We start from the raw sequence: 24,136 nt of genomic DNA on the forward strand, positions 1-24,136 counted from the left end.
TATGTCAGGTCGTCTTTTCAGCCAGTTTTTTTAAGTTAGCCAGACCAGCTTCAAAGTCGGGACCCACCATTTTATCCATAAATGGGGCAAATAGCTTCATCATCAGGTTTCCCTCGCTGCTGCCATGCATATCCCAGGTGACTTTGGTACCGCCAGCCTGTACTTCCAGCAGCATTGCACCGACTGAGGGTTTGCCCATGCCTTCGAAGTGCAGTTCGTATTCCAGTTTCTGGTCAGTCTGTACCTGGCTGAACTTCATGCCGCCGTTGCCCTGGCTTTTGCTTTTCCAGTCCCAGGCAGCGCCGGGGCCGGATTCTGGTCCGGAATACTGCATTTCCATGGAAGGATCACGCTGATTCCATACGGACCAGTTTTTCCAGGCCTTGGGTGCAGCGATGAGCGGGAAAATTTTGGCGGGCGGGGCCTGGATGACGATACTGCGGCTGATGTTATATTCATTCGGCAGGGAATAGGCAATACCGAGCAGGACGACGACCAGGGTGACAAGAATACCGGCTATCCATTTGATGATTTTCATTTTCTGCTCCTGTAAGGGGAAGGTAAAAATGCCACGACCGTTATAGCCGTAAATCTAAAGCAAATTCAGTCGCTTATCTATCACTTATCTATCATTTATCCACAGCTTATCCACATGTTATTCATGGCTTATTGGTAGCTTACTCACAGCTTGTCCACACACATTATCAAGCTATTTATCAACGAATGCGGCCTACGGCAATTTCCCATTCGCGCATGAGGCTGGCTGCCTGGTCCCTGCTCATGGTGGGGAAAAACTGTCTGTCCATTTGCCATAATGCAGCACATTCATCGGTACTTTGATAAATCCCTGTTCCCAGCCCGGCCAGGTAGGCCGCGCCAAGTGCTGTAGTTTCTGTCACTTTGGGGCGTATCACGGGTATGCCCAGCAAATTCGCCTGGAATTGCAGCAAGAGATTATTGGCTGCTGCACCACCGTCCACCCTTAGTTCACTGATGGGGGAAACGGCATCCCTGGTCATGGCTTGCAACAGGGCGGTGCTTTGGAAGGCAATCGATTCCAGGGCGGCGCGGGCAATGTGTCCAACGGTACTGCCGCGGCTAAGGCCCAGTATGGCACCCTTGGCGGACGGCACCCAGTAAGGTGCACCCAGACCGGTGAAAGAGGGTACAAAGACCACGCCGCCAGAATCCGGCACGCTGGCTGCCAGTTCTTCGACATCGGTGGAATGCTGTATGGCTTTTAAACCATCGCGCAACCACTGCACGACGGCACCGCCAATAAATACACTGCCCTCAAGGGCATACTGGGGTCGCGTGTCTGTCTGGCAGGCAGCGGTGCTGATCAGGCCATTTTGCGATACCGGGCAATTATCACCTGTATGCATGAGCATGAAACAGCCGGTGCCATAGGTATTTTTTGCCATGCCGGGGGTAAAACAGGCCTGGCCGAACAAGGCTGCCTGCTGGTCACCTGCGATACCGGCGATGGGAATACTGTCGCCCAGCAGGCTGGTTTCACCAAAGCGGTGGCTGGACGGCAGGACTTGTGGCAATAGCGATGGCGGGATATCAAACCAGTCCAGCAGATCCTGATCCCATTCACCGCGATGGATGTTGTACAGCATGGTGCGTGAAGCATTGCTGACATCGGTGACATGCAGTTTGCCGGCACTGAGTTGCCAGGCCAGCCAGCTATCAACGGTACCAAATGCCAGTTCACCGGCATCGGCACGGCGTCTGGCACCGGGAATCTGGTCCAGCAGCCATTTCAGCTTGGTGGCAGAAAAATAGGGGTCAAGTATCAGGCCGGTCCTGGCCTGTATCTGTTCAGCTTTGCCTTGTTGCCGCAGTTGTTCACAATAGGATTCGGTGCGGCGGTCTTGCCAGACAATGGCATTGGCCAGGGGTTGGCCGGTTTTTCTGTCCCACAGTATGGTGGTTTCGCGCTGGTTGGTAATACCCAGGGCAGCAATGTTACTGGCTTGCAGGCCGGCATTTTGCAATACCTGTCTACAGGTGGCGAACTGGGTTTGCCAGATTTCGGTGGCATCATGCTCTACCCATCCTGGTTGCGGAAAAATCTGGCGGAATTCTTGCTGAGCGGATGCGATCAACTGGCCGCGTTCATCGAAAATGATACTGCGTGAACTGGAAGTGCCCTGGTCTAAAGCGAGCAGATAAGTCATGGAAGATCCTGATTTGTCCCGGTGGCTGCAATAAACAACGGTTTATATGGTATCTGGTGTGATGTTTTGCTTGGTGTTCTTGCCCTGCTTCAGCTTATTGGTGCTGACATCTGCTTACAAATTCTTTACTTCGGGACACAGGCAAATATATTGGTATTTGTTATAGTTGAAATAGTAATTAAAATTCGGCATATGTCGCATTTATAAAATGCAGAAAAGGTCAGTTTGTGCCCGGTCTCATCAATTTTTCATTGTCTTTACTTATACTGATCCTGATCGCTTTTGGCACCATGCGCAAGAGCCGTCGCCTGATTATGCTGGCGTTTTTTTTCATGGTGGTGCTCACCTTGCTGGGCTGGTACCAGTATATTTTTCCAACCGGACTAAGTGCCCTGTTCATCACCGGAACCCTGGCTACCGTACTGGTCATCTGTAGCTTTTTCTATGCGGTGTATTCGAATGAAACGGTGTGGTTTGATGTTCAGGACAAGGATAAGTAGGGCAACACAAACCGGTGTTTCTTTGCCCTGACTTGCCTTATTTCACGTCCAGCAATTCAATATCAAAAATCAGTTGTGCGTTTGGCGGTATCAGGCCATTGCCTGCCCCTTTGGCACCATACGCCAGTTCTGGTGGAATGATCAGTGTGCGTTTGCCGCCGACCCGCATTCCGGCCACGCCTTGTTCCCAACCCTTGATCACACGGCCAGCACCGAGGACAAAGCTGAATGTTCCACGGCCTTTTGAACTGTCGAACAGCTTGCCACGTTCCTGCTTGGCGAATGGGTCATGCAGCCAGCCGGTGTAATGCACGACTACGTTGCGGCCAGCTATGGCTTCAAATCCCTTGCCGACTACCAGGTCAATCTTTTGTACGCTGGGTCCTTCTGCCGGTGCTGGCACACTTGCTTCTGTTGCCTGGCTCTGGGCAGGCGTTTCCGGGGCAGGGTTTGCATGTACGGGTAATGCCTGCAAAAGACTGGTTGCCAGGAGGCTGATGAGCAGACGAGACTTCATTCTTTTATCCTTATGGTTGCTGGAAGTGGGTGGAAGTATGTGCAATAAGCAGATGAAAGAAGTAGATGAAGCGGGCATCAGCTGTTTTTGTCTTTGGATGCCTGAATTTTTTTCTCAAACGCAATATCAAGCTTGCTGGCTTTTTTGGGAGCCTGCTTGTGCACATTATTGACGTAGGCAACAAATTCATCCATTTCCATGGGTTCGCCCAGCACTTGCGGTGCAGCATCTTCATCCTCGGTGTTTGCCAGGGTCAGGTAAAACCGGCCATCGGCCATGCTGACCATGGAATAGGGGGCATTGTTGCTGCGTTCACGCAGGCGGTTGACGGCATAGCTGGCTTTGGTGGAGCGTGCCATTATTTCAATCCATATTTACGCATGATTTTTTCCATGGTGCCGTCATTATCCAGTTCTTTGTTGAGCTTGTTGTATAACTCTATACGTTGTTTGTCCATACGGCTATTGCACAGCATGTTCAGTTCCATGGTTTTATATTTAACGGCACGCACAATATCATTTCCATAGCCTTGCTGCTGGGCCAGAACCATGCCGTGCGATTCTGACACGATCCAGTAATTAAGCCTGTTGTTGACCAGCAGGCGCGGATTGTCTTCATCCTGGTTGGAAAATTCTATCTTGTAACCCTGCTCACTCAGTTGTGTACCGGTAGCGGCATTCTTGTAGGAGCCTATGGAATAGGGTTTGGCATCTTCCAGGGTTTTTAATACCCGGGTGTCGGTTTTGCGCGCGTACAGTACCCAGGTGTCATTGGTCAGCGGACCTACCCATTTATACAGGTTCTCGCGATCAGCAGTACGGCGAAAGCCGAACAGACAGGTATTGTCTTCATTCAGGGTGGAATTGAGGCCACGGGCCAGCGAGGTAATGCTGATGGTGGAGGTATCACCTGCACGCTTCAGGATTTCCTGTATTTTTTCAGTCAATATGCCCTGGATTTCACCGCTTTTGGGATCTGTGTGAGTGAAGGGTGCATACTCCTGTATCAGCAGTTTGATGGTTTCTGCGCGGCTTAGCTGTGGGGTAAGCGTCAGGCAAAATACGAAGCAAGGTACGAACAATTTCACGACTAGGGTCCCGGTATATTTTTTTAGTGTTGGAAATATACCGCTGAATTTCACGATTTGGCAGTTATTTAGCAGCTATTTTCACTACATGACGTGGCAATTCCCTACATCTGTCTCTTTATCAGGACTTGGGTGACATGGTCCGCACGAGCATTATTTCCAGATGGCATTCAATAAGGCAAAGCTGGCGGCAATCATGGCTTCGTGCTGACGTTTTTCCTGACAGATGAAACTGAGTTCAGTCGGTACGCTGACTGCATCAGCAATAACCAGGCCATGAGCATGAGCTTCCCGGATGGCGATGGAATCGCGTATCAGGCTGAGGCCGACGCCGGATTTGACCAGATCGAGCATGGATGGCTCCTGATCCACCAGGGCGACGATATTGGCGCTGACGCCGTGTTCATTGAAAATCTTGCTCAGCAGGCGGTGATGGGCCGATTCTGGCGGCGTCCATAGCCAGGGCAGGCGGGCAAGACTGGGCCAGCCCTGGCCTGCTACCCGGTTTTTCCAGCCGCTGGGGGCTACCACGCGGTAATTGAAAGTGGTCAGCGCGAGGCTGTGGCAGGGAGTTTTGCCATCGTCTGGCGGTTGCCCCAGATAAAAGCCGACATCCAGCGTGCCGGCACGGATTTGTTGCAGTACCGTACCCGACATGCCTTGCTGCAACTTTGTGGATAACTGTGGATAAGTCTCAACCAGGCGCTTCAAAAATACCCCCAGGCGGGTGAATTCGGGGTCGAGTATGGTGCCTATTGCCAGCTCACCCGAAATGGTGCTGTGCAAGGCGTAGGCGGCCTGGCGAAACTCGCTCATGCCAGCCAGTACTTTCTCTGCATAAGGCAGCAGTTTTGCACCATCATTACTGAGGCGCATGCCGCTGGCGCTGCGTGTGAATAACTGTAGTTGCAGGTAATCCTGCAAGGCCTTGATCTGCAGGCTGACCGCCGGTTGTGTCACATGCAATTGTTCCGCCGCCCGGGTCAGGTTGCCTTCTTTGGCCACAGCAACAAAAGCACGGAGTTGTGTCAAGTCCATTATTAGTAATCCTTATATTGCCATTGATAATAACTCATTGGATTTACGATGAAGAGTGAATTAATCTCATCGGCACCAAGGCACAAACATCAATTTACCTCTAAGGTTTACTTATGACATCCACACTATCGAATTATATGAATGGGCAGGCTTATGCCTCCAGCAGCGGCCGCCAGCAGGATGTGTTCAATCCTGCCACGGGCGAGGTCACGGCCCGCGTTGCCCTGGCCAGTCTGGATGAAGTACATGCCGTTATCGCTGCCGCCAAGGCAGCCGCACCGGCCTGGGCAGAAACTGCACCGTTGCGGCGTGCCCGTGTGATGTTCAAGTTCAAGGAATTGCTGGACCAGCATCACAAGGAAATGGCTACCCTGATCACCCGTGAACATGGCAAGGTCTTGTCGGATGCCATGGGTGAAGTCACGCGCGGCATAGAAATCGTGGAATTTGCCTGCGGCATGCCACAACTGCTGAAATCGCAATTTTCTGACAATATCGGTGGCGGCATAGATAATTACAACTTGCGCCAGCCGCTGGGTGTGACGGCCGGCATCACACCTTTCAACTTCCCCTTCATGGTGCCGATGTGGATGGCACCGCTGGCGATTGCGACCGGCAATACTTTCATTTTGAAACCGTCCGAGCGCGATCCTTCCTGCTCTTTGCTGATTGCCGATCTGCTTAAAAAAGCCGGTTTGCCAGATGGTGTTTTCAATGTCGTGCAAGGCGATAAAGTGGCGGTTGACGCCTTGCTCCAGCATCCGGATGTGTCTGCAATTTCTTTCGTTGGTTCCACGCCGATTGCCGAATACATCTATAGCGAAGGCACCCGCATGGGCAAACGCGTGCAGGCTTTGGGCGGTGCAAAAAATCACCTGGTGGTGATGCCCGACGCCAATCTGGAACAGGCCGTGGATGCCCTGATGGGTGCTGCCTATGGTTCTGCCGGTGAACGCTGCATGGCGATCTCAGTGGCTGTCGCAGTGGGCAATGTCGCGGACAAACTGGTGGAAGCCCTGGTGCCACGTGTACAGGCCCTGAAGATCAAAAACGGCATGGAAGCCGATGCCGAAATGGGCCCGGTGGTGACCGCACAACACAAGGCGAAAATTGAATCTTATATCGCTGAAGGCATAGCCGAAGGCGCACAGTTGCTGGTTGATGGCCGTGACCTGACAGTGCCTGGTCATGAAGGCGGTTTTTTCCTTGGCGGCTGTTTGTTTGATCATGTCAGAGAGGGCATGAAAATCCATCGCGAAGAAATTTTTGGCCCGGTGTTATGCGTAGTCCGCGTGCCTGATTTTGCGTCTGCAGTAGAACTGATCAACCGCCACGAATTTGGCAACGGCGTTTCCTTGTTCACCGCAGACGGCAACACCGCCCGCGAATTTTCCCGCCGCATCCAGGTTGGCATGGTAGGCATCAATGTACCAATTCCTGTGCCGATGGCCTGGCATTCTTTTGGCGGCTGGAAGCGCTCGCTGTTTGGTGATGTGCATGCGTATGGTGAAGAGGGGATACGGTTTTATACGCGTTATAAATCGATTATGCAGAGGTGGCCGGATAGCATAGGGAAGGGTGCGGAGTTTACGATGCCGGTGGCGAAGTAATGGCGTGCATTGCTCCTTCTCCTTCAAGGAGAAGGGTGGGATGAGGATGGGGTTCTGTCGATACACGACAATCACAAATTCGTCGCTCCAGCGAAGGCTGGAGCCTAGTGTCTGTCGTAGTATGCCGTGTCGTTAATTAAAACGATTGCCCTTCGTGGATGCAAGCCGGGACTCGGCCCGGCGGCCGAATTCCTTTCTTTGCTTCGCCAAAGAAAGGAATCAAAGAAAGGCGACCGCAGACTCGCCCTACGGGTGCTTACGCTGCGCTTCAGCATAATTTGTGCATCACAAAAAATGGGAAGATCCGCAACTCGCTTCGCTCAGACATCGGATCTTCTTTCTCCATTTTCTGTGACGCACAAATTACATTGTCCCAAGCGGTTGAAGGTCAAAAGCAAAAGCAGAGTCAAAAGCAACAGCAACACCAACGGCAATGCGACCGAAACTTAAATTGTGATGAATACCGTTAATTAATTTGGGTTTTTGGGGTTGCCGTTGCTTTTGATTTTGCTGTTGTTTTTGACCTTCGCAGTTCCGCTGTGGCGATGCCGTTTGTGCGGTACAGAAAATGGAAAAAGAAGGGCCGGTGTCTGAGCGAAGCGAGTTTCGGACCTTCCCATTTTTTGTACCGCACAAACGGGGACCCCGAAGGGGCATCGACGCCGCGGGCGCCTTCTTTGCCCCTACTTTCTTGGCAAGACAAGAAAGTAGGGTAGCTGTCGGGCTACCCCCGACCTGCAATCGTAATGCAGTGACAGAAGTGAATAAATGAGTTAGCGTACAAATACGAAAATCGTACGGCAATTAAGAAAGCTTGATTTCCCTAACCCAAATCATTCGATCAACACCCAACCCGGAGCCCCCCATGTTATCCATGCAAACCCTCTGCCCCCACCCCATCATCCAGGCCCCCATGGCCGGTGGTGCCACCACGCCCGAGCTGGTGGCGGCAGTGTCGAATGCGGGTGGCCTGGGCTCTCTCGCTGCCCCCTTGCTGACTCCACTGGCCATCATAGAACAGGCTGAACACATCAGAAGACTGACGGACAAGCCCTTCGCCATTAACCTGTTTGTACAAACCCGGCCACAAGTCGATTTTGCGGCACTGGAAGCGGCCAAGCTGTTGTTGCAGCCGGTTTGTCAGGAACTGGGCTGGGATAGCTTGCCGACGCCGACACGCTGGTGTGAAGACTTTGAAGCTCAGCTTGATGCCCTGATTACGGCGCGGCCAGCGGTGGCCAGTTTTACCTTTGATGTATTGCATGGCAGCCAGCTGCAACGCTTGCATGATGCGGGCATTCTGGTGGTCGGTACTGCCACCAATCTGCAGGAAGCCATCGTCTGGCAAGCCATGGGGGCGGATGCGGTGTGCCTGCAAGGGGTGGAAGCGGGTGGCCACAGGGGGACCTTCATCGGCGCGCAAAAGGATTCGACCCTGGGCCTGTTTGCTTTGCTGGAAGCCTGTAAAGCACATATCGAGGTGCCTTTGATCGCGGCTGGCGGCATCATGGATGGCAAACAGATCAAGCAGGCGTTGCAGGCGGGGGCGCAATGGGTGCAGATGGGGACGGCATTTTTGACGACGAAGGAATCGGCCATCCACCCGGCCTATAAACAGCGTCTGCTGGAAAGCAGCAGCGATACCACGCGTCAGACCCGAGCTTTTTCCGGACGTATTGCGCGTGGTCTGGACAATCATTACATGCAGACCATGGCAGTCGTGGCCGACAAGGTACCTGCTTACCCGATACAGAATGCACTGACTGGCGCCATACGGGCAGCAGCGGCAAAAGCAGGCAATACCGGCCTGATGTCGATGTGGGCCGGGCAGGGCGTGGCAGCAGCAAGGGATTTGACGGTCAGTGAACTGATGGCCGCACTCGTCGCAGAAATGCAGGACTCATGAACCACAAGGAAAACGGTATGGAAGCAGCAGGACAATATGATTACATCGTCGTCGGTGCCGGTACGGCAGGCTGCGTGCTGGCGAACCGCCTGAGCAAAAACCCGGACAACAGGGTCTTGCTGATCGAGGCCGGTGGCAAGGATGATTATGTGTGGATACATATCCCGGTTGGTTATCTGTACTGCATCAATAATCCCCGTACCGACTGGATGTTACGCACCGAGGCAGAAGCGGGCCTGAATGGCCGCAGCCTGATCTATCCGCGTGGCAAGGTGTTGGGTGGCAGTTCATCCATCAATGGCATGATCTACATGCGTGGGCAAGAGAGGGATTACCAGCAGTGGGCAGATATGACAGGTGACGATAGCTGGCGCTGGGAGCATGTCTTGCCGCTGTTTAAACTGAGTGAAGACCACTACAGCGGTAATACAGAATTCCATGGCAGCGGCGGTGAGTGGCGGGTGGAAAAACAAAGGCTGTCATGGGAAATCCTGGATGCCTTCCGCGAGGCAGCGGCCGAAGTTGGCATACCCAAAAGCGATGACTTCAACCGTGGCAATAATGAAGGCTGTGGTTATTTTGATGTGAACCAGAAACGTGGTGTGCGCTGGAATGCATCGAAGGCATTTCTGAAACCGGCAGCGACAAGGCCCAACCTGACCATCATGACCGGTTGCCAGGTGCAAAAGCTGTGCATCAAGGATACGGAGCAGGGCAAGCGTTGTACGGGAGTTGAATTTATCGGCGGTGGCCGTAGCTGGTTTGCTGAATCCGTGAAAGAAACGGTGTTGGCGGCAGGGGCCATCGGTTCGCCACAGATCCTGCAATTGTCAGGCATAGGAGATGGGACACATTTACAACAGGCTGGTGTTGCTGTTGTGCATGACTTGCCGGGTGTGGGTGCTAATCTGCAAGACCATTTGCAGATTCGTTCTGCATTTAAAATCAGTGGGGCCAAAACCCTTAACAAGATGGCCAACAGCTTGCTGGGCAAGGCGCGCATATGCCTGGAATATGCACTGTTCCAGAGCGGCCCGATGTCGATGGCACCGTCGCAACTGGGTGCGTTTACCCGTTCGGATGCCAGCCAGGCGACCCCTAACCTGCAATACCATGTACAGCCTTTGTCACTGGAAAAATTTGGTGATCCCCTGCATGATTTTCCGGCGTTTACCGCCAGTGTCTGCAATCTGCGCCCTACTTCCCGTGGCCATGTGCGCATCGCCAGCAATGATGCTTCTGCGGCACCGAAAATCGTACCGAATTACCTGACGACACCGGAAGACCGCAAGATAGCTGCGGATTCTCTGACGCTGACGCGCAAGATCATAGCTGCACCGTCCCTGCAAAAATACAAACCTGAAGAAATGAAGCCAGGCGTGCAGTTCCAGACGGAAGAAGAACTTGCCAGGGCTGCGGGTGACATAGGGACGACGATTTTCCATCCGGTCGGTACTTGTAAAATGGGCCGTGTAGACGATACTGGGGCAGTAGTCGATAGCGCCTTACGGGTGATCGGTATTGCCGGCCTGCGCGTGGCAGATGCTTCCATTATGCCAACCATAACCTCAGGTAATACCAACTCACCGACTGTGATGATTGCGGAGAAGGCAGCGAGGAGTATATTGGGAAAATAGCGTCAAATCCCTCTCTTTCGAGGGGATGTTGTCGGGATTTCACAAAGCATGTTTTGGACTGACGGCATCTAAGCCGCCTGCAAGCGGTGTGGTGGATGGAAGGTGAGTGGGAGGTGGAGATGGGTCTTGGTTGATTTAAATGCCAGTGTATTTGCTTCAGAAACCCATCCCCGCCTTCCCCTTGAAGGGGAAGGAGCTTAAGGCAGGTATTTGTGCTCGCTACTCGAAATTTGAAACCAGCACATTTGATGTGATAGTGAAGAAAATTCTCATGAATAAATTGGGAAAACAAAAACTTTCAAGTCCTGCGTGGTTTTACTTACAGTAGTTATACCGTATTGTTTAGAAATTGATTTGCTGGTTACTATGAAAAGCTAATATAAAAAAACTTCCGGATAGTAAAGGAAGAGTTGTCGCATTGGACGTAGTGGATTACACACCATAAGCCAGACAATAAGGAGAAGAGATGACCGACGTCATCCTGGAGACAAAGCGCCTGACCAAAGAGTTCAAGGGCTTTACAGCTGTAAGCGAAGTGAATTTGCAGGTGCAGCGTGGGCATATCCACGCCCTGATCGGCCCTAACGGTGCCGGCAAGACTACCTGTTTCAATTTGCTGACCAAATTTCTTGTCCCGACTTCGGGACAAATTCTGTTCAATGGCCGCGATATCACCTCGGCCAAACCGGCCCAGATTGCGCGGCAGGGGATCATACGTTCATTCCAGATATCAGCCGTGTTCCCGCACCTGACGGTGATGGAAAACGTACGCATAGGCCTGCAAAGAAAACTGGGTACATCCTTCCATTTCTGGAAAAGCGAACAATCACTGAATCAGCTCAATGCCCGTGCCATGGAATTGCTGGCCGAGGTTGACCTGACTTCGTTTGCTGATACGGTGACCGTGGATTTGCCGTATGGCCGCAAGCGTGCCCTGGAAATCGCCACCACGCTGGCCATGGAACCCGAAATGATGTTGCTGGATGAACCCACGCAAGGCATGGGCCATGAAGATGTGCACAGGGTGACCGAACTCATCAAGAAGGTGTCGGCGGGCCGCACCATACTCATGGTGGAACACAATATGAATGTGGTGTCGGGTATTTGCGACAAGATTTCTGTCTTGCAACGCGGTGCCATGCTGGCCGAAGGTACTTATACAGAAGTATCGACCAATCCCAAAGTCATGGAAGCCTATATGGGCAGCACCAGCGGCGAACTGGAAGGAGCGCACGCATGAGCGCTGCAAATGTTGCCGCACTGGAAATTACCGGCCTGCAAGCCTGGTATGGCGAATCCCATATCCTGCATGACGTAAACCTGAAGGTGAACCAGGGCGAAGTCGTGACCATACTTGGTCGCAACGGTGCTGGTCGCACCACCACCATGCGCGCCATCGTCGGCCTGACGGGGGCACGCAAGGGGTCGATCAAGATCAATGGGCAAGAAGCCATCCACCTGCCTACCCACAAGGTGGCACATCTGGGCGTCGGCTATTGCCCGGAAGAACGGGGGATATTTTCATCCTTGTCCACAGAAGAAAACCTGATGCTGCCGCCGTCTGTGTCGAAAGATAACAAGGGCATGTCGGTTGCCGAGATTTACGAGATGTTTCCGAATCTGGCGGAGCGTAAAAACAGCCAGGGCACGCGCCTGTCTGGTGGCGAACAGCAGATGCTGGCGGTAGCGCGCATCTTGCGCACGGGCGCCCGCCTGTTGCTGCTGGATGAAATTTCTGAAGGTCTGGCACCGGTCATCGTGCAGGCTTTGGCACGCATGATCACAACCCTGAAAGCCAAGGGTTATACCATCGTCATGGTGGAACAGAATTTCCGCTTTGCTGCTCCGCTGGCGGACAGGTTTTACGTCATGGAGCACGGTCAGATCGTGGAGAATTTTGCGGCTGCCCAATTGCAGGAAAAAATGCCGGTCTTGAATGAGTTGTTGGGTGTGTAGGTGTGCCTGGTTTTAGTCTGTAAAGTGACTGCCTCGCTGTCTTGGTGAAGCAGGGTTGAATAAAAATATGATTGGAGAAGACGCATGAAAGCAACATTCACAAAATTAAAAGTAGCAAGTCTCGCTGTTTCTGCTGCACTGGCTGGCTTTGCGCTGAATGCAAATGCGCAGGTTTCTGGTGATGTGGTTAAAATCGGTTTCATCACCGATATTTCCGGCCTGTATTCTGATATTGACGGCAAAGGCGGTGCCGAAGCCATACGCATGGCGATTGCCGATTTTGGCGGTACAGTACTGGGCAAGAAAATTGAACTGGTCACTGCGGATCATCAAAACAAGGCGGATATCGCCTCTGCCAAAGCGCAGGAATGGTTTGACCGTGACGGCGTTGACATGCTGATAGGCGGTACCAATTCAGGCACATCGTTGTCCATGTCCAAAGTGGCCAATGAAAAGAAGAAAGTCTTTATCTCTATCGGTGCCGGTTCTGCACGTCTGACCAATGAAGAATGCACCCCACATACTGTTCACTACGCGTATGACACGGTGGCGCTGGCCAAGGGCACAGGTTCAGCAGTGGTCAAACAGGGTGGCAAGAGCTGGTATTTCCTGACTGCCGATTATGCGTTTGGTGCGTCGTTGGAAAGTGATACCGCAAACGTGGTGAAAGCCAATGGCGGCACGGTGGCAGGTTCGGTCAAACATCCTTTGTCGGCGTCTGATTTCTCTTCCTTCCTGTTGCAGGCGCAGGCATCCAAGGCACAGATCCTGGGTCTGGCCAATGCCGGTGGTGACACCATCAATGCAGTCAAGGCAGCGAATGAATTCGGCATAACCAAGACCATGAAACTTGCTGGCTTGCTGATGTTTATCAATGACATCCATTCTCTGGGCCTGAACGCCACCCAGGGCATGTACCTGACCGATAGCTGGTACTGGAACCAGAACGAAGAAGCGCGCAAATGGTCACGCCGCTATTTCGAAAAAATGAAGAAAATGCCTTCCAGCCTGCAGGCCGCAGATTATTCCGCCACACTGACTTACCTGAATGCAGTCAAGGCTGCCGGTACCGACGATACCAACAAGGTCCTGGCGCAATTGAAGAGCATGAAGGTCAATGACATGTATGCCAAAAACGGCTACATCCGCGGCGACGGCAGCATGATTCATGACATGTATCTGATGCAGGTGAAATCGAATGCCGAATCCAAGGAACCATGGGATTACTACAAGGTAGCGCAGACTATTCCGGGTGAACAGGCGTTTACCACTAAGGCCGAATCCAAATGCGTCCTCTGGAAATAATTGAAATCCAATTCTCGGGCGCATAGCGGCGTTGCAAAGCCTCGCAATACTTATGTATTGCTGCGTTTTGCGCCTTGCTCTGCATCCCGATAATTGAATTTCAAAATTGCCGTTGATTCACGTGAAGCATCGTTTAAAAACGATGCTTCAACTTTGTAAAAAGTAGAGATTGTCTTATCGAGAGACACAGAGGATTTGATGAGAATACGGTTAAAGAGAATTTGGTTTTCTCTTTGCTTTTCTCTGTGACTCCGTGTCTCTGTGTTGAGAGGTCTTCGCCTTCTTTCCATCCGCCCGCATATATCCAAAATACGGGTCATTTTATTTAGAGTGCCATGGAAATATTTGGTATTCCGCTACAGGCGATGCTAAGCCAGCTGTTGCTGGGCTTGGTCAACGGCTCGTTTTACGCGATGCTGTCTCTTGGGCTGGCCGTGATTTTCGGCTTGCTGAATGTGATTAACTTTGCCCATGGTGCGCTATACATGATGGGGGCCTTCCTTGCGTGGATGGGCATGAATTATTTTGGCATCAATTACTGGGTGATGCTGATTGCTGCACCTTTGCTGGTTGGGCTGTTAGGCATCGTCATAGAAAAAACCATGCTGCGTTGGCTGTACAAGCTTGATCACCTGTATGGCTTGTTACTGACTTTCGGTATCACCCTGTTGCTGGAAGGTTTGTTCCGCTCGGTGTATGGCGTATCAGGTCAGCAGTATTCCGTGCCTGAAGCACTGACAGGGGCGACCAATCTGGGTTTCATGATCTTGCCGAATTACCGTGCCTGGGTAGTGGTGGCTTCGCTGGTGGTGTGCTTTGCGACCTGGTTTGTCATCGAAAAAACCAAGCTTGGCGCCTACCTGCGTGCCGGTACTGAAAATCCAAAACTGGTGGAAGCCTTTGGTGTCAACGTGCCGCTGATGGTCACCCTGACCTACGGTTTCGGCGTGGCACTGGCGGCCTTTGCCGGCGTGCTGGCAGCACCGGTGATACAGGTGTCGCCGCTGATGGGTTCCAACCTCATTATTACCGTCTTTGCGGTGGTGGTGATCGGCGGCATGGGTTCGATACTGGGTTCGATACTGACCGGTCTTGGCCTGGGCATTATCGAAGGACTGACACGGGTGTTTTATCCCGAACTGTCGGCCACCGTGGTATTTATCGTCATGACTATCGTGCTCATGATCCGCCCTGCCGGCCTGTTCGGTAAAGAAAAATAAGGGAGCACCCATGATGAATAAAAAGATCGGTTACGGTATCGCGTTTGCGTTGTTGCTGGCCGCACCGTTTGTGGTGTATCCCGTGTTCCTGATGAAGTTATTGTGCTTTGCCCTGTTTGCCTGTGCCTTCAATTTGCTGATCGGTTTTACCGGTTTGCTGTCGTTTGGTCATGCAGCGTTTTTCGGTGGTGCCGGTTACATTACCGGCTGGGCATTGCGTGACGCTGGTTTGCCGACCGAATTGGGCATCCTGCTGGGAGTAGGGGCAGCGGCGCTGATCGGTTTGTTGATGGGCATGCTGGCTATACGGCGCCAGGGTATTTACTTCACCATGATTACGCTGGCGCTGGCGCAGATGCTGTATTTTGTGTTTTTACAGGCCAAGTTTACCGGCGGTGAAGATGGCTTGCAAGGCATACCGCGTGGCAAGCTGCTGGGCATGATTGATCTGAGCGTGGACCTGAATCTGTATTACCTGGTGCTGGCCATAGCCGTTGGCGGTTTCGTCATCATCATGCGCACGGTGCAGTCACCGTTTGGCCAGGTATTGAAGGCGGTGAAGGAAAATGAACCACGTGCCATCTCGCTCGGTTATGACGTTGATAAATACAAATTGCTGGCCTTTGTCCTGTCTGCCGCACTGGCCGGTCTGGCAGGTGCTACCAAAACGCTGATATTCAGCTCAGAGACGCTGACGGATGCACACTGGTCCATGTCAGGCCTGGTGGTCCTGATGACCCTGGTGGGCGGTCTGGGCACGCTGGTGGGCCCTATCGTTGGTGCCGTCATCATCATCGCCCTGGAAAACAAGCTGGGCGAACTGGGCAACCTGCTGGCAGATGTGACGACGGTGGAATGGTTCCGCAGTATCGGTGATTCTGTCACCATCGTCACCGGCCTGATTTTCATCGTCTGCGTACTGGCTTTCCGGCGCGGTATTGTGGGGGAACTGATCGCTTTTGTCGGACGGACTGCCAAGACCAAGACAAGTTGATTCTGGAAACTTTTCAATGTAAGCCCCGCAATGCAAATTGCGGGGCTTTTGTTTTCTTGCTCAGGGATTTATTTATGCAAGAATGTGCACACAGATATTATTTTTGATTGATGCTCTTTTCTCATGATAGACCCAGATTTCATAGACGAGCTTAGCGTTGACTACTGGTACGACGAAGGCTTCCAATTTTCTATACATACTTTGCAGAATTTTGATGAATGTGAATGGCAAGAACTCTCAGTTCTCTGGAATTCGCAAAGCATAGAATGGCAAGAGAGACTTGCGTATATCCTGGGAGATGGTGCTGTAGAGCGCGAAGCAAACTTGTTGATTAATATGTTTTGCAGGGCAGACAAACAAGTATCTTTGGGGGCCGCAGAAAGTTTACGTGGCATGGATTTTATATTGATCAAACAGGCCGCGCAGTATTTGACATATGGCGACTCTTTATCCATCGAACTTGCAAAATGCGAAAGCACCAATGAATTGCTGAAGATGCTTGCACAAGCTGCTGGTTTTCATAAAAAGCGATAACAATAAATCGATTACTTGTTTTCTGAGGTAAGAGAAATTTTTGTCCTGCTTGTTTTACCCGCATTCGTTATACAGGTTTGTGCTGAACGCACTCCGTTTTATTGGGGCTTTTTTCCGACGCCGCTGATTTATGCCAGAATATGTTTCCCATCACTCACATGTATCGACTATGAACCAAGCCACCTGGTCTGCTGTTGACAATTATTTCTGTGACTCCCTGATCCCCACCGACACTACGCTGACGCAGGCGCTGCTGGACAGTGATGCTGCCGGTTTGCCGCAACATCATGTGGCACCCAATCAGGGCAAGTTCTTGCACCTGCTGGTAAAGATGCAGGGAGCACGCAAGATCCTCGAATTTGGCACCCTGGGCGGCTACAGTACCATCTGGCTGGCGCGTGCCCTGCCTGAAGGCGGACGTGTCATCACGCTGGAAGCGAATCCGCAGGCAGCCGCAATTGCTGCGGCAAATATTGCCAGGGCGGGGGTGTCGCATCTGGTCGATATCCGTATCGGCAAGGCGCTTGATACTCTGCCTTTGCTGGAGCAGGAAGGGCTTGGCCCTTTCGATTTTATTTTTATCGATGCCGACAAACCGAATAACCCGCATTACCTGGAATGGTCGCTGAAACTGTCACGCCCCGGCACCGTCATCATCGGTGACAACGTGGTGCGCAATGGCGCGGTGGCTGATGCGGAAAATCAGGATGCGAATGTGCAGGGCGTGCGCCGCTTCTTTGAACTGATGGCCGCCAACCCGCGTTTGTCGGCAACCGCCATACAGACCGTAGGCAGCAAAGGCTTTGATGGTTTTTCCATGGCGATTGTTACGGCCTGAACTGGAATCACAGCTTATGGATGTTTAATTATTTTCCCGGAAACTCCAGCTTGAAACAGATGCTATTTTCCCGCGCAAGATAAGTCACACTGGCCGTGCCATGATGCAGATGCATGATGGCGCGGACGATGGATAAACCCAGACCATTCGATTCTGTGTACGCGCTGCGCGAGGCGTCACCGCGATAAAAACGGTCGAACATGCGATCGGTATCCACAGGCATTGATGCCTCGCATTGATTGATGACAGAGAGTGTGCCAGCCTCTTCATTTTGCTCGCTGATCAGTTGAATTGTCGTACCGGATTTGCCGTAGCGTATGGCATTCAATACCAGGTTGTTGACAGCGCGACGCCACATGATGAGATTGGCAAATATGTTGCCAGTCGCCGTGACTACAAAACGCATCTGTCTTTCTTCTGCCAGTGGTTCGAAATATTCGGCGATCTTTTCCAGCTCAGTGATCAGATCAATTTCTACCCTGTCTGCGACGACGGCTTCCTGATCGGCATTGGCCAGAAACAGGATGTTTTCTATGATGCGTGCCAGGCGCGACAATTCTTCTACATTGGATTCAAGCACCTGCTCATATTCCGCAGCGCTCCTGGCCTGGCGCAGCGCGACTTGTGACTGGCCCATCATGATGTTGACGGGGGTACGTACTTCGTGGGCGAGATCAGCAGAAAACTGGTTCAGATGCTGGTAGCCTTTTTCCAGCCTGTCCAGCATGGCGTCAAATGCCTCAGTCAGTGAACGCAGTTCCGGTGGGGCGTCTTGCATACCAAAACGCGCCGACAATTTGGCCGGTGTTATTTCTGCTGCTTTGTCATACATGAGTTTGATTGGCCGCAATCCACGCTGCAAGATGATAAAAGCCAGTGCCGTGGTCAGCAGGGCGGTCAGGGCGATTGCGGCCATGACGCGGTACAGATAGGTGGACAGAACCCTGGATTCCTGCGTCATGACATAGGCTGCCGTGATCTCTATCGTGTCCTTGTTGGTACCCAGCCTGGCCAGCGCAGACACCCAGCGTACGCGCACGCCATCGTCGGCTTGCCCGGTACGCAGCGCGTCTATGCCTATGGCTGTTCCTACCGGTACCGCAGACATGGCTGGCGGGGTCAGCTTGCCAGGGTTCACCTGTATAAACGGTGCGTCACCAACACGCTTGAAAATGCGCACGTCCTGTTCATTGCCGAGCATGCTTTCGAACAAGCCCGGGCGTTCTTCCATCTGTTTGATGTCGTACAGATCATGGAAGAGATTGCGGAAGTGTTCCACCCTGCCGATGAGAGTGTAGTCGGCGCGCATTTCCATGGCTTGTCTGACTGAGGCATACAGGTAGAAACCCAGTCCGGCCATGACCAGACAGGCCACCAGTCCAAACAGCGCGGCGACGCGGTAGCGCAGTTCCCAGTTGTTCCAGAACTTCATGGCTGGTCCGAAAACATATAACCTACGCTGCGCACGGTGTGTATGAGTTTTTGTTCAAAGGGGGCATCTAATTTTGCGCGCAGACGTTTGACGGCCACGTCGACGACATTGGTATCGCTGTCAAAATTCATGTCCCATACCTGGGATGCAATGACGGAACGGGACAGGGCTTCACCCTGCCGCTTGATGAGCAAATGCAGCAGCATGAATTCTTTTTTGGTCAGCACGATCTGCACACCTTGCCGCGTGACCTTGTGTTTGATGGCGTCAAATTGCAGATCGCCGATCTGGAAGATGTCGGCATCACGGGCATCCTTTGCTACGCCGCGCCGCAGTATGGTGCGTACACGCAACAGCAGTTCGGCAAATGAAAATGGCTTGACCAGATAATCATCCGCGCCCAGTTGCAGGCCTTTGATCTTGTCTTCGAGCCTGTCTTTGGCGGTCAGGAAAATCACTGGCACATCGCGCTTCGCCCGTAGCGCACTGATCAATGTCCAGCCATCCATACCAGGCATCATCACGTCCAGAATAATCAGTTCATGCTCGCCTTCCAGTGCCAGGTGCAATCCGTCGATACCGTTGCGGGCCAGATCCACGGTATAGCCGGATTCCTGAAAACCTTTCTTCAGGTACTCACCGGTTTTTTGATCATCTTCAATGACGAGAAGGGTCATTTGCATTCCTGTTGTTGCTGCTGTACACCTGTCCTGAAATCGATTTTACATCTTCGCCCTGCTTTACAGGATGACAAATTTGTCATCCAAAAGACATGAGAATTTCAGCATCTGCCTTTTAAGATGCGAGTCAGTTTTCAATCTCTGAAAGGGTTTCTCATGCCGGACTTAATTTCCAGACGCGTATCCAGCTTCAAGTGGCAACTTCCTGCTGTATGTTGTCTTGGCCTTTTTGTTGCTGCTGCCAGCGCTCAGGAAGCACATCATCATCACGGCTCTGCCACAACTTCAGGCCCACCGCCCGTGTTTGTCGCCAGCACCGCCAAGCCTTTCGCCAGGCTCATGGAAGATGCCATGGCTGTCATGGATGACGGTATGCAGCGCGCCTATATGAATGGTGTACCGGAACATGATTTCATCACCATGATGATCCCACATCATCAGGGCGCGGTGGATATGGCGAAGGGCATGCTGTTGTACACCAGGGACCCGGAAATCCGCAATCTGGCGCTGGGCATTATCACGGAACAGCAAAACGAAATTCGCCTGATGCAAGCGTGGTTGAAGCATCACGCTGATGCGCCAGAGAGCAAATAAGTTTCCCCTTCCTGTTTTCCTTATTTAGAAATGAATCTCATGAAAAATACTCGCTATTTATTGCTTGCCTCTGCGATGGGCTTGCTATTGTCATCGGCGCATGCCTTGCCGCCGGCGCAAGACAGGGTGTACACCGCAGACCAGAACAGCAATACGGTGTCAGTGTTCAATCCCGCCACGAATATGCTGGTAGGGCAGATTCGCCTGGGCAATGCGCGTCCAGATGTGCTGTCTCCTTTGTACAAGGGGCAGATCAATGTGCATGGCCTTGGTTTTTCTCCGGATCATAAAACCTTGCTGGTGATTTCCAATGGCTCGAATGCGGTGAGCTTTATCGACACCGCCACCAACAAGGTCAAAGGCACGACTTATGTGGGGCGTTCACCACATGAAGGTTTCTTCAGCGCCGATGGCAAAGAGGTCTGGGTGGTCGTGCGCGGTGAAGATTACGTGTCTGTGATTGACCCCGTCAGTTTCAAGGAAACCCGCCGCATCCAGACCGGTCTGGGTCCGGGCATGGTGCAGTTTCATCCTGATGGCAAACTGGCCTTTGTGATCTCCAGCTTTACTGCGGCTGTCGATGTGGTGGATGTCAAGTCGCATGAAGTGATCAGGAAGATTCCTGTCGTCAGTCCGTTTTCACCTTTCCTGCAATTCACGCCAGATGGCCGTGAAGTATGGATGACGCATAAGGATGTCGGCAAGGTCACGCGTATCGATACCAAAACCCTGGAAGTCTTTAACGTGTTTGATACCGGCTTTATTACCAACCATATTGCCTTTGCTAAAGTTGGCGGCAAGGTGCTGGCCTATGTGAGTATAGGCGGCGAGAATGTGGTCAAGGTCTATACGACTGACAAGAATGCGGAACTGCTGACGACGATTCCTACCGGTGCCTTGCCACATGGCATCTGGGCTTCTGATGACAGCAGCCGGGTGTATGTCGGCCTGGAAAATGGAGACGGTGTAGAAGTCATCGATGCCGCAAGCAATAAAGTCATTGCCCATATGGGCGGTGGCCAGGCACCGCAGGCACTGGTGTATTTGTCGCATGTGGTGGAAAGCGGCGATGGCAGTGCCAATCTGCTGCCGCGTGGAAATGGCGAACCCGGCAATATCCGCTTGCAGTCAGTCAAGGGCGATGCCCGTGGTTTTGTGGTCTTGCGCAATCTGGGTGTGGTGGATGCGCTCGAGGTATCGCTGTTCAAGTTGAAACCGGCCACGACTTATAGCGTGTACGTGAATGGGCAAAGCAGTGTCAGTGGTGTGTTCAGGACAGATGCGAAGGGGGCAGTCAATGGCACGATGATAGGGCCGGTCAGGGAGTTGGCTGCTTCCGATGGTAAAAATGCTGGCACCATCAATCACATTGTCGTCATGGAAGGCAGTGCGCCTGCTGACAAGGCCAATGCGGTGTTGGTTGATTGAGAAATTGAAATCGTTGTGAAATCGTCGGCAGATAAATACTGATCCCAGTTTTTGGGGCAGACTTTCTTTTTCAATTTTGGGCGGAATGACTGGAGCGATTATGCGTCGGTCATTTACATGGCAATCTTTGTTGTAACCGGAAGCGCCTTCCCCTTCAAAGGGAAGGTTGGGATGGGGATGGGTTTCCCGCGTAAAGTCATTTATCGTTAATTGACCGAAACCCATCCCCACCCTATCCCTCCCCTTGAAAGGGAGGGGATTTAAAAGTCATTCTGTTTTAAGCAAATTATTCTGGTCCGCTATACGTAGCATATGGCATTTTCAATTATGTTGACTTACAAAGCCGCCGCGTAAATTGCCCGCGCATCTTCCTTCGTCACTTCACGTGGATTATTCCCCAGCAGACGCGTTTGCAGCATGGCGTCACTGGCGAGTTGGTCCAGGTCTTTCTCAGTGATGCCTACCTGGCTCAGGCGGGTTTCTATGCCTACTCTTACTGCCAGGTCTTCCATGGCCTTGATCATGGCGTGGCAACGTTGTTCTGCTGTGCCTGTGGCTTCTGGTGCGATGATGTCTGCCAGTTCTGCATACAGTTCTGCTGCATGGCTGGCATTGAAGCGCAGCACGTGCGGCAAGACCAGGGAATTGGATAAACCATGTGGGACATGGAAGATGCCGCCTACCGGATAGGCCAGTGCATGCACTGCTGCGCAGGGGGCATTGGCAAAGGATTGCCCGGCCAGCATGGCACCAAGCAACATGGCCTGGCGTGCTGCCAGGTTGCTGCCGTTGGTACAGGCTTCGTCGATGTTGTTCCACAGCAATTTCAAAGCCTGCACTGCCAGCATGTCCGACAGCGGATTCTTTTTATGCTTGGTCGTATAGGCTTCTATCGCATGCACCATGGCATCGATGCCGGTGGCAGCAGTGACCTTGGGCGGCAAGCCGGTAGTCAGTTGCGCATCGAGGATGGCGATGTCAGCATACAGTTGTGGTGCGACTACGCCCATTTTGGTGGTGGCACCGGTGGTGACGATGGAGATGGGCGTGACTTCAGAACCGGTACCAGCCGTGGTCGGGATTTGTATCAGTGGCAGGCGTTTGCCTTTGACATTGCCTATGCCATACATGGTGGACAGACTCTGGTCGCTGCCGGCCAGGATGGCAATGAGTTTGGCCACGTCCATGGAACTGCCGCCACCCAAGCCGACGACCAGTTCGACCTGCAAGTCACGGGCATTGTCTACGGCTTGCAAGACGACTGCTTCTGGCGGATCGGCAATCACGTCGGAGAAAATGCTGACTTTGAGTTGTTCCGTTTCCAGGCTATCGATGACAGGCTGGACCAGGCCGGTACGCAGGAACCCGGCATCGGTCACCAGCAGTACGTGGCTAATCGCTGGAAATTCCTGGCGTATGATTTTGCCCAGGCGCGCTGCTGCACCGGTTTGGCTGATCAGGCTGGGGACGGTTCTGAATTCAAAGTCGTTCATTTTTATCTCATTTTCATTAAGATCGTAAGCACGTTCTTAGCTCGTTGTTGGGATATCTACCTTAGCACAAGCCGGCATTTTCTATTTATCCAGCAATTTCAAGTCGCGCATCCAGTCGGCGTACAGGCTGGTCCAGTTGCGTACGCTGCCGCTGGCAGGTGTCATGCCAAAGCCATGGTCGCCGCGACGGAAGGCATGCAGTTCAGCCGGAGCACCGGCTTCCAGCAATTGCTGATAGATTTTGGCGGCAACCACTGGTACTGCCTTGGGGTCATCGGAGGCGTGGACGATAAATACGGGAGGTGTGTTCTTGCTCATCTTTGGCATTTTATTGCCAGGCAGACCGGTGTAGACCAGGGCGATGAAGTCGGCCCGGTTGCTTATCTGCTCTACAGTGTCGGTGGCACTGCTATCACCGTCATTCTGGTCCATCAATAATTGCAGGGCCATGACGCCGCCAGCAGAAAAGCCGAGCAGGCCTATCTTCTTGCTGTCGATTTTCCATTCACTGGCGTGCTGGCGCAATACACGCATGGCGCGGCTGGTGTCCGCTGTCAGCGGCTGGATGGATTTCCAGTTGCGGTCACCGTCTGGTGCCAGCGTGCGGTATTTCAGTACGGCTGCGGTAATGCCTTGGGTATTTAGCCAGTGCGCGGCTTCTATGCCCTCCTTGTCTATGCAGACATAACGAAAGCCACCACCGGGTACCACCAGTACGGCGGTACCAGTTGCCTTGTCGGCAGGAGCAGGGTAGATCGTCAAAGTCGGTTTGCTGACATAGCTGATGTATCTGTCCAGGCGACCAGTTTCATGTCTGTCTTCTGCCGTTTCGGCATGTTCATGTTGCAGGCCGGGCGCGCCGTTTTGCCACAGGGGGATTTCAATTTCGGCTTGCGCTGAACAGGTGCTGCTAAGGAAGATCAGGCTGGCAAAGAGGGACGACAGGCAAATTTTCATTGTTAATTCCTAAGGATGGGAATGCAGTGTAAATCGACAGGTGCTGGCGGACGAGGATGGATGTCATCAGCCGGATTTGCATGTTGTCTGATTTGTAGCTGCTAGTCAAACAGGCAGCGAGGCTTTACAACTGTTATGGCATAGGCTGTACCTTGTTGACGACAGCAGGCTTCTGTATAAAGGTCTGTGCTGCATTTTGCTCGTATTGTCTTGCCGGGCTGCAA

23 protein-coding genes are annotated in these 24,136 nt (G+C 52.5%); 13 read left to right on the top strand and 10 right to left on the bottom strand.

Annotated features, from left to right (window positions below; all coding sequences use genetic code 11):
- Positions 1 to 4: 4 nt before the first annotated feature.
- Together H8L32_RS03300 and glpK are read right to left on the bottom strand one after the other, a co-directional pair.
- Entirely contained in the window at positions 5 to 538 is a 534-nt protein-coding gene (locus H8L32_RS03300; RefSeq protein ID WP_186945765.1) for an SRPBCC family protein, read from the bottom strand.
- A 178-nt stretch (positions 539 to 716) separates the two neighbouring features.
- The gene (glpK, locus tag H8L32_RS03305; RefSeq protein WP_186945766.1) at positions 717 to 2,186 is read right to left on the bottom strand and encodes a glycerol kinase GlpK; all 1,470 of its coding nucleotides are present in this window, start codon (positions 2,184 to 2,186) and stop codon (positions 717 to 719) included.
- A gap of 251 nt (positions 2,187 to 2,437) precedes the next feature.
- Between glpK and H8L32_RS03310 the strand changes: the two genes are divergently transcribed.
- Entirely contained in the window at positions 2,438 to 2,686 is a 249-nt protein-coding gene (locus H8L32_RS03310) for a hypothetical protein (RefSeq protein ID WP_186945767.1), read from the top strand.
- 37 nt (positions 2,687 to 2,723) lie between these two features.
- On the opposite strand, the gene H8L32_RS03315 is transcribed toward H8L32_RS03310, so the two are convergent.
- From H8L32_RS03315 to H8L32_RS03330, 4 genes are all read right to left on the bottom strand, one after another.
- Positions 2,724 to 3,203 carry an FKBP-type peptidyl-prolyl cis-trans isomerase gene (locus tag H8L32_RS03315; RefSeq protein ID WP_186945768.1) on the bottom strand — a complete coding sequence of 160 codons (480 nt, stop codon included), beginning with the start codon at positions 3,201 to 3,203 and terminating at the stop codon, positions 2,724 to 2,726.
- 77 nt (positions 3,204 to 3,280) lie between these two features.
- Positions 3,281 to 3,562 carry a hypothetical protein gene (locus H8L32_RS03320; protein ID WP_186945769.1) on the bottom strand — a complete coding sequence of 94 codons (282 nt, stop codon included), beginning with the start codon at positions 3,560 to 3,562 and terminating at the stop codon, positions 3,281 to 3,283.
- Positions 3,562 to 4,290 (bottom strand): substrate-binding periplasmic protein, encoded by a 729-nt coding sequence (locus tag H8L32_RS03325; RefSeq protein WP_186945770.1) that lies wholly within the window; start codon positions 4,288 to 4,290, stop codon positions 3,562 to 3,564. Before H8L32_RS03325 ends, H8L32_RS03320 begins: the two co-directional genes overlap by 1 nt.
- Positions 4,291 to 4,443: 153 nt before the next feature.
- The gene (locus H8L32_RS03330; RefSeq protein WP_186945771.1) at positions 4,444 to 5,328 is read right to left on the bottom strand and encodes a LysR family transcriptional regulator; all 885 of its coding nucleotides are present in this window, start codon (positions 5,326 to 5,328) and stop codon (positions 4,444 to 4,446) included.
- A gap of 113 nt (positions 5,329 to 5,441) precedes the next feature.
- Between H8L32_RS03330 and H8L32_RS03335 the strand changes: the two genes are divergently transcribed.
- The 10 genes from H8L32_RS03335 to H8L32_RS03380 all read left to right on the top strand — a co-directional run bounded on the left by H8L32_RS03335 (position 5,442) and on the right by H8L32_RS03380 (position 17,328).
- Complete coding sequence (locus tag H8L32_RS03335) at positions 5,442 to 6,938, top strand: CoA-acylating methylmalonate-semialdehyde dehydrogenase (protein WP_186945772.1); 1,497 nt, start codon at positions 5,442 to 5,444, stop codon at positions 6,936 to 6,938.
- A gap of 865 nt (positions 6,939 to 7,803) precedes the next feature.
- On the top strand, positions 7,804 to 8,844 hold the full coding sequence (locus tag H8L32_RS03340; RefSeq protein WP_186945773.1) for an NAD(P)H-dependent flavin oxidoreductase: 1,041 nt from the start codon (positions 7,804 to 7,806) through the stop codon (positions 8,842 to 8,844).
- Positions 8,845 to 8,861: 17 nt separating this feature from the next.
- Positions 8,862 to 10,481, top strand: coding sequence for a GMC family oxidoreductase (locus H8L32_RS03345; RefSeq protein ID WP_186946281.1), 1,620 nt, complete (start codon positions 8,862 to 8,864; stop codon positions 10,479 to 10,481).
- 466 nt (positions 10,482 to 10,947) lie between these two features.
- A complete protein-coding gene (locus tag H8L32_RS03350; RefSeq protein ID WP_186945774.1) occupies positions 10,948 to 11,721 on the top strand; it encodes an ABC transporter ATP-binding protein in 774 nt (257 codons plus the stop codon).
- Entirely contained in the window at positions 11,718 to 12,437 is a 720-nt protein-coding gene (locus H8L32_RS03355; protein ID WP_186945775.1) for an ABC transporter ATP-binding protein, read from the top strand. The genes H8L32_RS03350 and H8L32_RS03355 overlap by 4 nt, the downstream gene beginning before the upstream one ends.
- Positions 12,438 to 12,521: 84 nt before the next feature.
- Entirely contained in the window at positions 12,522 to 13,742 is a 1,221-nt protein-coding gene (locus tag H8L32_RS03360; protein ID WP_186945776.1) for an ABC transporter substrate-binding protein, read from the top strand.
- 335 nt (positions 13,743 to 14,077) lie between these two features.
- The gene (locus H8L32_RS03365; protein WP_186945777.1) at positions 14,078 to 14,962 is read left to right on the top strand and encodes a branched-chain amino acid ABC transporter permease; all 885 of its coding nucleotides are present in this window, start codon (positions 14,078 to 14,080) and stop codon (positions 14,960 to 14,962) included.
- A 13-nt stretch (positions 14,963 to 14,975) separates the two neighbouring features.
- Positions 14,976 to 15,956, top strand: a complete 981-nt coding sequence (locus H8L32_RS03370) for a branched-chain amino acid ABC transporter permease (protein WP_186946282.1) — start codon at positions 14,976 to 14,978, stop codon at positions 15,954 to 15,956.
- A gap of 123 nt (positions 15,957 to 16,079) precedes the next feature.
- The gene (locus H8L32_RS03375) at positions 16,080 to 16,490 is read left to right on the top strand and encodes a hypothetical protein (RefSeq protein WP_186945778.1); all 411 of its coding nucleotides are present in this window, start codon (positions 16,080 to 16,082) and stop codon (positions 16,488 to 16,490) included.
- A 169-nt stretch (positions 16,491 to 16,659) separates the two neighbouring features.
- Positions 16,660 to 17,328 (top strand): O-methyltransferase, encoded by a 669-nt coding sequence (locus tag H8L32_RS03380; RefSeq protein WP_186945779.1) that lies wholly within the window; start codon positions 16,660 to 16,662, stop codon positions 17,326 to 17,328.
- A 28-nt stretch (positions 17,329 to 17,356) separates the two neighbouring features.
- Here H8L32_RS03380 and H8L32_RS03385 read toward each other — a convergent pair whose 3' ends face one another.
- Together H8L32_RS03385 and H8L32_RS03390 are read right to left on the bottom strand one after the other, a co-directional pair.
- Complete coding sequence (locus H8L32_RS03385; protein WP_186945780.1) at positions 17,357 to 18,760, bottom strand: heavy metal sensor histidine kinase; 1,404 nt, start codon at positions 18,758 to 18,760, stop codon at positions 17,357 to 17,359.
- Positions 18,757 to 19,437 carry a heavy metal response regulator transcription factor gene (locus H8L32_RS03390; protein ID WP_186945781.1) on the bottom strand — a complete coding sequence of 227 codons (681 nt, stop codon included), beginning with the start codon at positions 19,435 to 19,437 and terminating at the stop codon, positions 18,757 to 18,759. The genes H8L32_RS03385 and H8L32_RS03390 overlap by 4 nt, the downstream gene beginning before the upstream one ends.
- Before the next feature lie 159 nt (positions 19,438 to 19,596).
- Between H8L32_RS03390 and H8L32_RS03395 the strand changes: the two genes are divergently transcribed.
- Positions 19,597 to 20,034, top strand: coding sequence for a DUF305 domain-containing protein (locus H8L32_RS03395; RefSeq protein WP_186945782.1), 438 nt, complete (start codon positions 19,597 to 19,599; stop codon positions 20,032 to 20,034).
- Between the two features lie 39 nt (positions 20,035 to 20,073).
- A complete protein-coding gene (locus tag H8L32_RS03400; RefSeq protein WP_186945783.1) occupies positions 20,074 to 21,462 on the top strand; it encodes a YncE family protein in 1,389 nt (462 codons plus the stop codon).
- 335 nt (positions 21,463 to 21,797) lie between these two features.
- Here the strand turns inward: H8L32_RS03400 and H8L32_RS03405 are convergent, their stop codons facing one another.
- Both H8L32_RS03405 and H8L32_RS03410 read right to left on the bottom strand, forming a co-directional pair.
- Positions 21,798 to 22,955 carry an iron-containing alcohol dehydrogenase gene (locus H8L32_RS03405; RefSeq protein ID WP_186945784.1) on the bottom strand — a complete coding sequence of 386 codons (1,158 nt, stop codon included), beginning with the start codon at positions 22,953 to 22,955 and terminating at the stop codon, positions 21,798 to 21,800.
- Between the two features lie 81 nt (positions 22,956 to 23,036).
- A complete protein-coding gene (locus H8L32_RS03410; protein ID WP_186945785.1) occupies positions 23,037 to 23,912 on the bottom strand; it encodes an alpha/beta hydrolase in 876 nt (291 codons plus the stop codon).
- Positions 23,913 to 24,136 lie beyond the last annotated feature (224 nt).

It is taken from the genome of Undibacterium hunanense (assembly GCF_014284335.1).
GTDB classification, from domain to species: domain Bacteria; phylum Pseudomonadota; class Gammaproteobacteria; order Burkholderiales; family Burkholderiaceae_D; genus Undibacterium; species Undibacterium hunanense.

Bases quoted from the DNA above. Each gene is read 5' to 3' on its own strand.
- H8L32_RS03335 (WP_186945772.1), top strand. From the start codon at position 5,442: ATGACATCCACACTATCGAATTATATGAATGGGCAGGCTTATGCCTCC.
- H8L32_RS03300 (WP_186945765.1), bottom strand. From the start codon at position 538: ATGAAAATCATCAAATGGATAGCCGGTATTCTTGTCACCCTGGTCGTC.
- H8L32_RS03400 (WP_186945783.1), top strand. From the start codon at position 20,074: ATGAAAAATACTCGCTATTTATTGCTTGCCTCTGCGATGGGCTTGCTA.
- H8L32_RS03330 (WP_186945771.1), bottom strand. From the start codon at position 5,328: ATGGACTTGACACAACTCCGTGCTTTTGTTGCTGTGGCCAAAGAAGGC.
- H8L32_RS03370 (WP_186946282.1), top strand. From the start codon at position 14,976: ATGAATAAAAAGATCGGTTACGGTATCGCGTTTGCGTTGTTGCTGGCC.
- H8L32_RS03360 (WP_186945776.1), top strand. From the start codon at position 12,522: ATGAAAGCAACATTCACAAAATTAAAAGTAGCAAGTCTCGCTGTTTCT.
- H8L32_RS03375 (WP_186945778.1), top strand. From the start codon at position 16,080: ATGATAGACCCAGATTTCATAGACGAGCTTAGCGTTGACTACTGGTAC.
- H8L32_RS03410 (WP_186945785.1), bottom strand. From the start codon at position 23,912: ATGAAAATTTGCCTGTCGTCCCTCTTTGCCAGCCTGATCTTCCTTAGC.
- H8L32_RS03355 (WP_186945775.1), top strand. From the start codon at position 11,718: ATGAGCGCTGCAAATGTTGCCGCACTGGAAATTACCGGCCTGCAAGCC.
- H8L32_RS03395 (WP_186945782.1), top strand. From the start codon at position 19,597: ATGCCGGACTTAATTTCCAGACGCGTATCCAGCTTCAAGTGGCAACTT.
- H8L32_RS03390 (WP_186945781.1), bottom strand. From the start codon at position 19,437: ATGACCCTTCTCGTCATTGAAGATGATCAAAAAACCGGTGAGTACCTG.
- H8L32_RS03365 (WP_186945777.1), top strand. From the start codon at position 14,078: ATGGAAATATTTGGTATTCCGCTACAGGCGATGCTAAGCCAGCTGTTG.
- glpK (WP_186945766.1), bottom strand. From the start codon at position 2,186: ATGACTTATCTGCTCGCTTTAGACCAGGGCACTTCCAGTTCACGCAGT.
- H8L32_RS03340 (WP_186945773.1), top strand. From the start codon at position 7,804: ATGTTATCCATGCAAACCCTCTGCCCCCACCCCATCATCCAGGCCCCC.
- H8L32_RS03345 (WP_186946281.1), top strand. From the start codon at position 8,862: ATGGAAGCAGCAGGACAATATGATTACATCGTCGTCGGTGCCGGTACG.
- H8L32_RS03405 (WP_186945784.1), bottom strand. From the start codon at position 22,955: ATGAACGACTTTGAATTCAGAACCGTCCCCAGCCTGATCAGCCAAACC.
- H8L32_RS03385 (WP_186945780.1), bottom strand. From the start codon at position 18,760: ATGAAGTTCTGGAACAACTGGGAACTGCGCTACCGCGTCGCCGCGCTG.
- H8L32_RS03380 (WP_186945779.1), top strand. From the start codon at position 16,660: ATGAACCAAGCCACCTGGTCTGCTGTTGACAATTATTTCTGTGACTCC.
- H8L32_RS03350 (WP_186945774.1), top strand. From the start codon at position 10,948: ATGACCGACGTCATCCTGGAGACAAAGCGCCTGACCAAAGAGTTCAAG.
- H8L32_RS03320 (WP_186945769.1), bottom strand. From the start codon at position 3,562: ATGGCACGCTCCACCAAAGCCAGCTATGCCGTCAACCGCCTGCGTGAA.
- H8L32_RS03315 (WP_186945768.1), bottom strand. From the start codon at position 3,203: ATGAAGTCTCGTCTGCTCATCAGCCTCCTGGCAACCAGTCTTTTGCAG.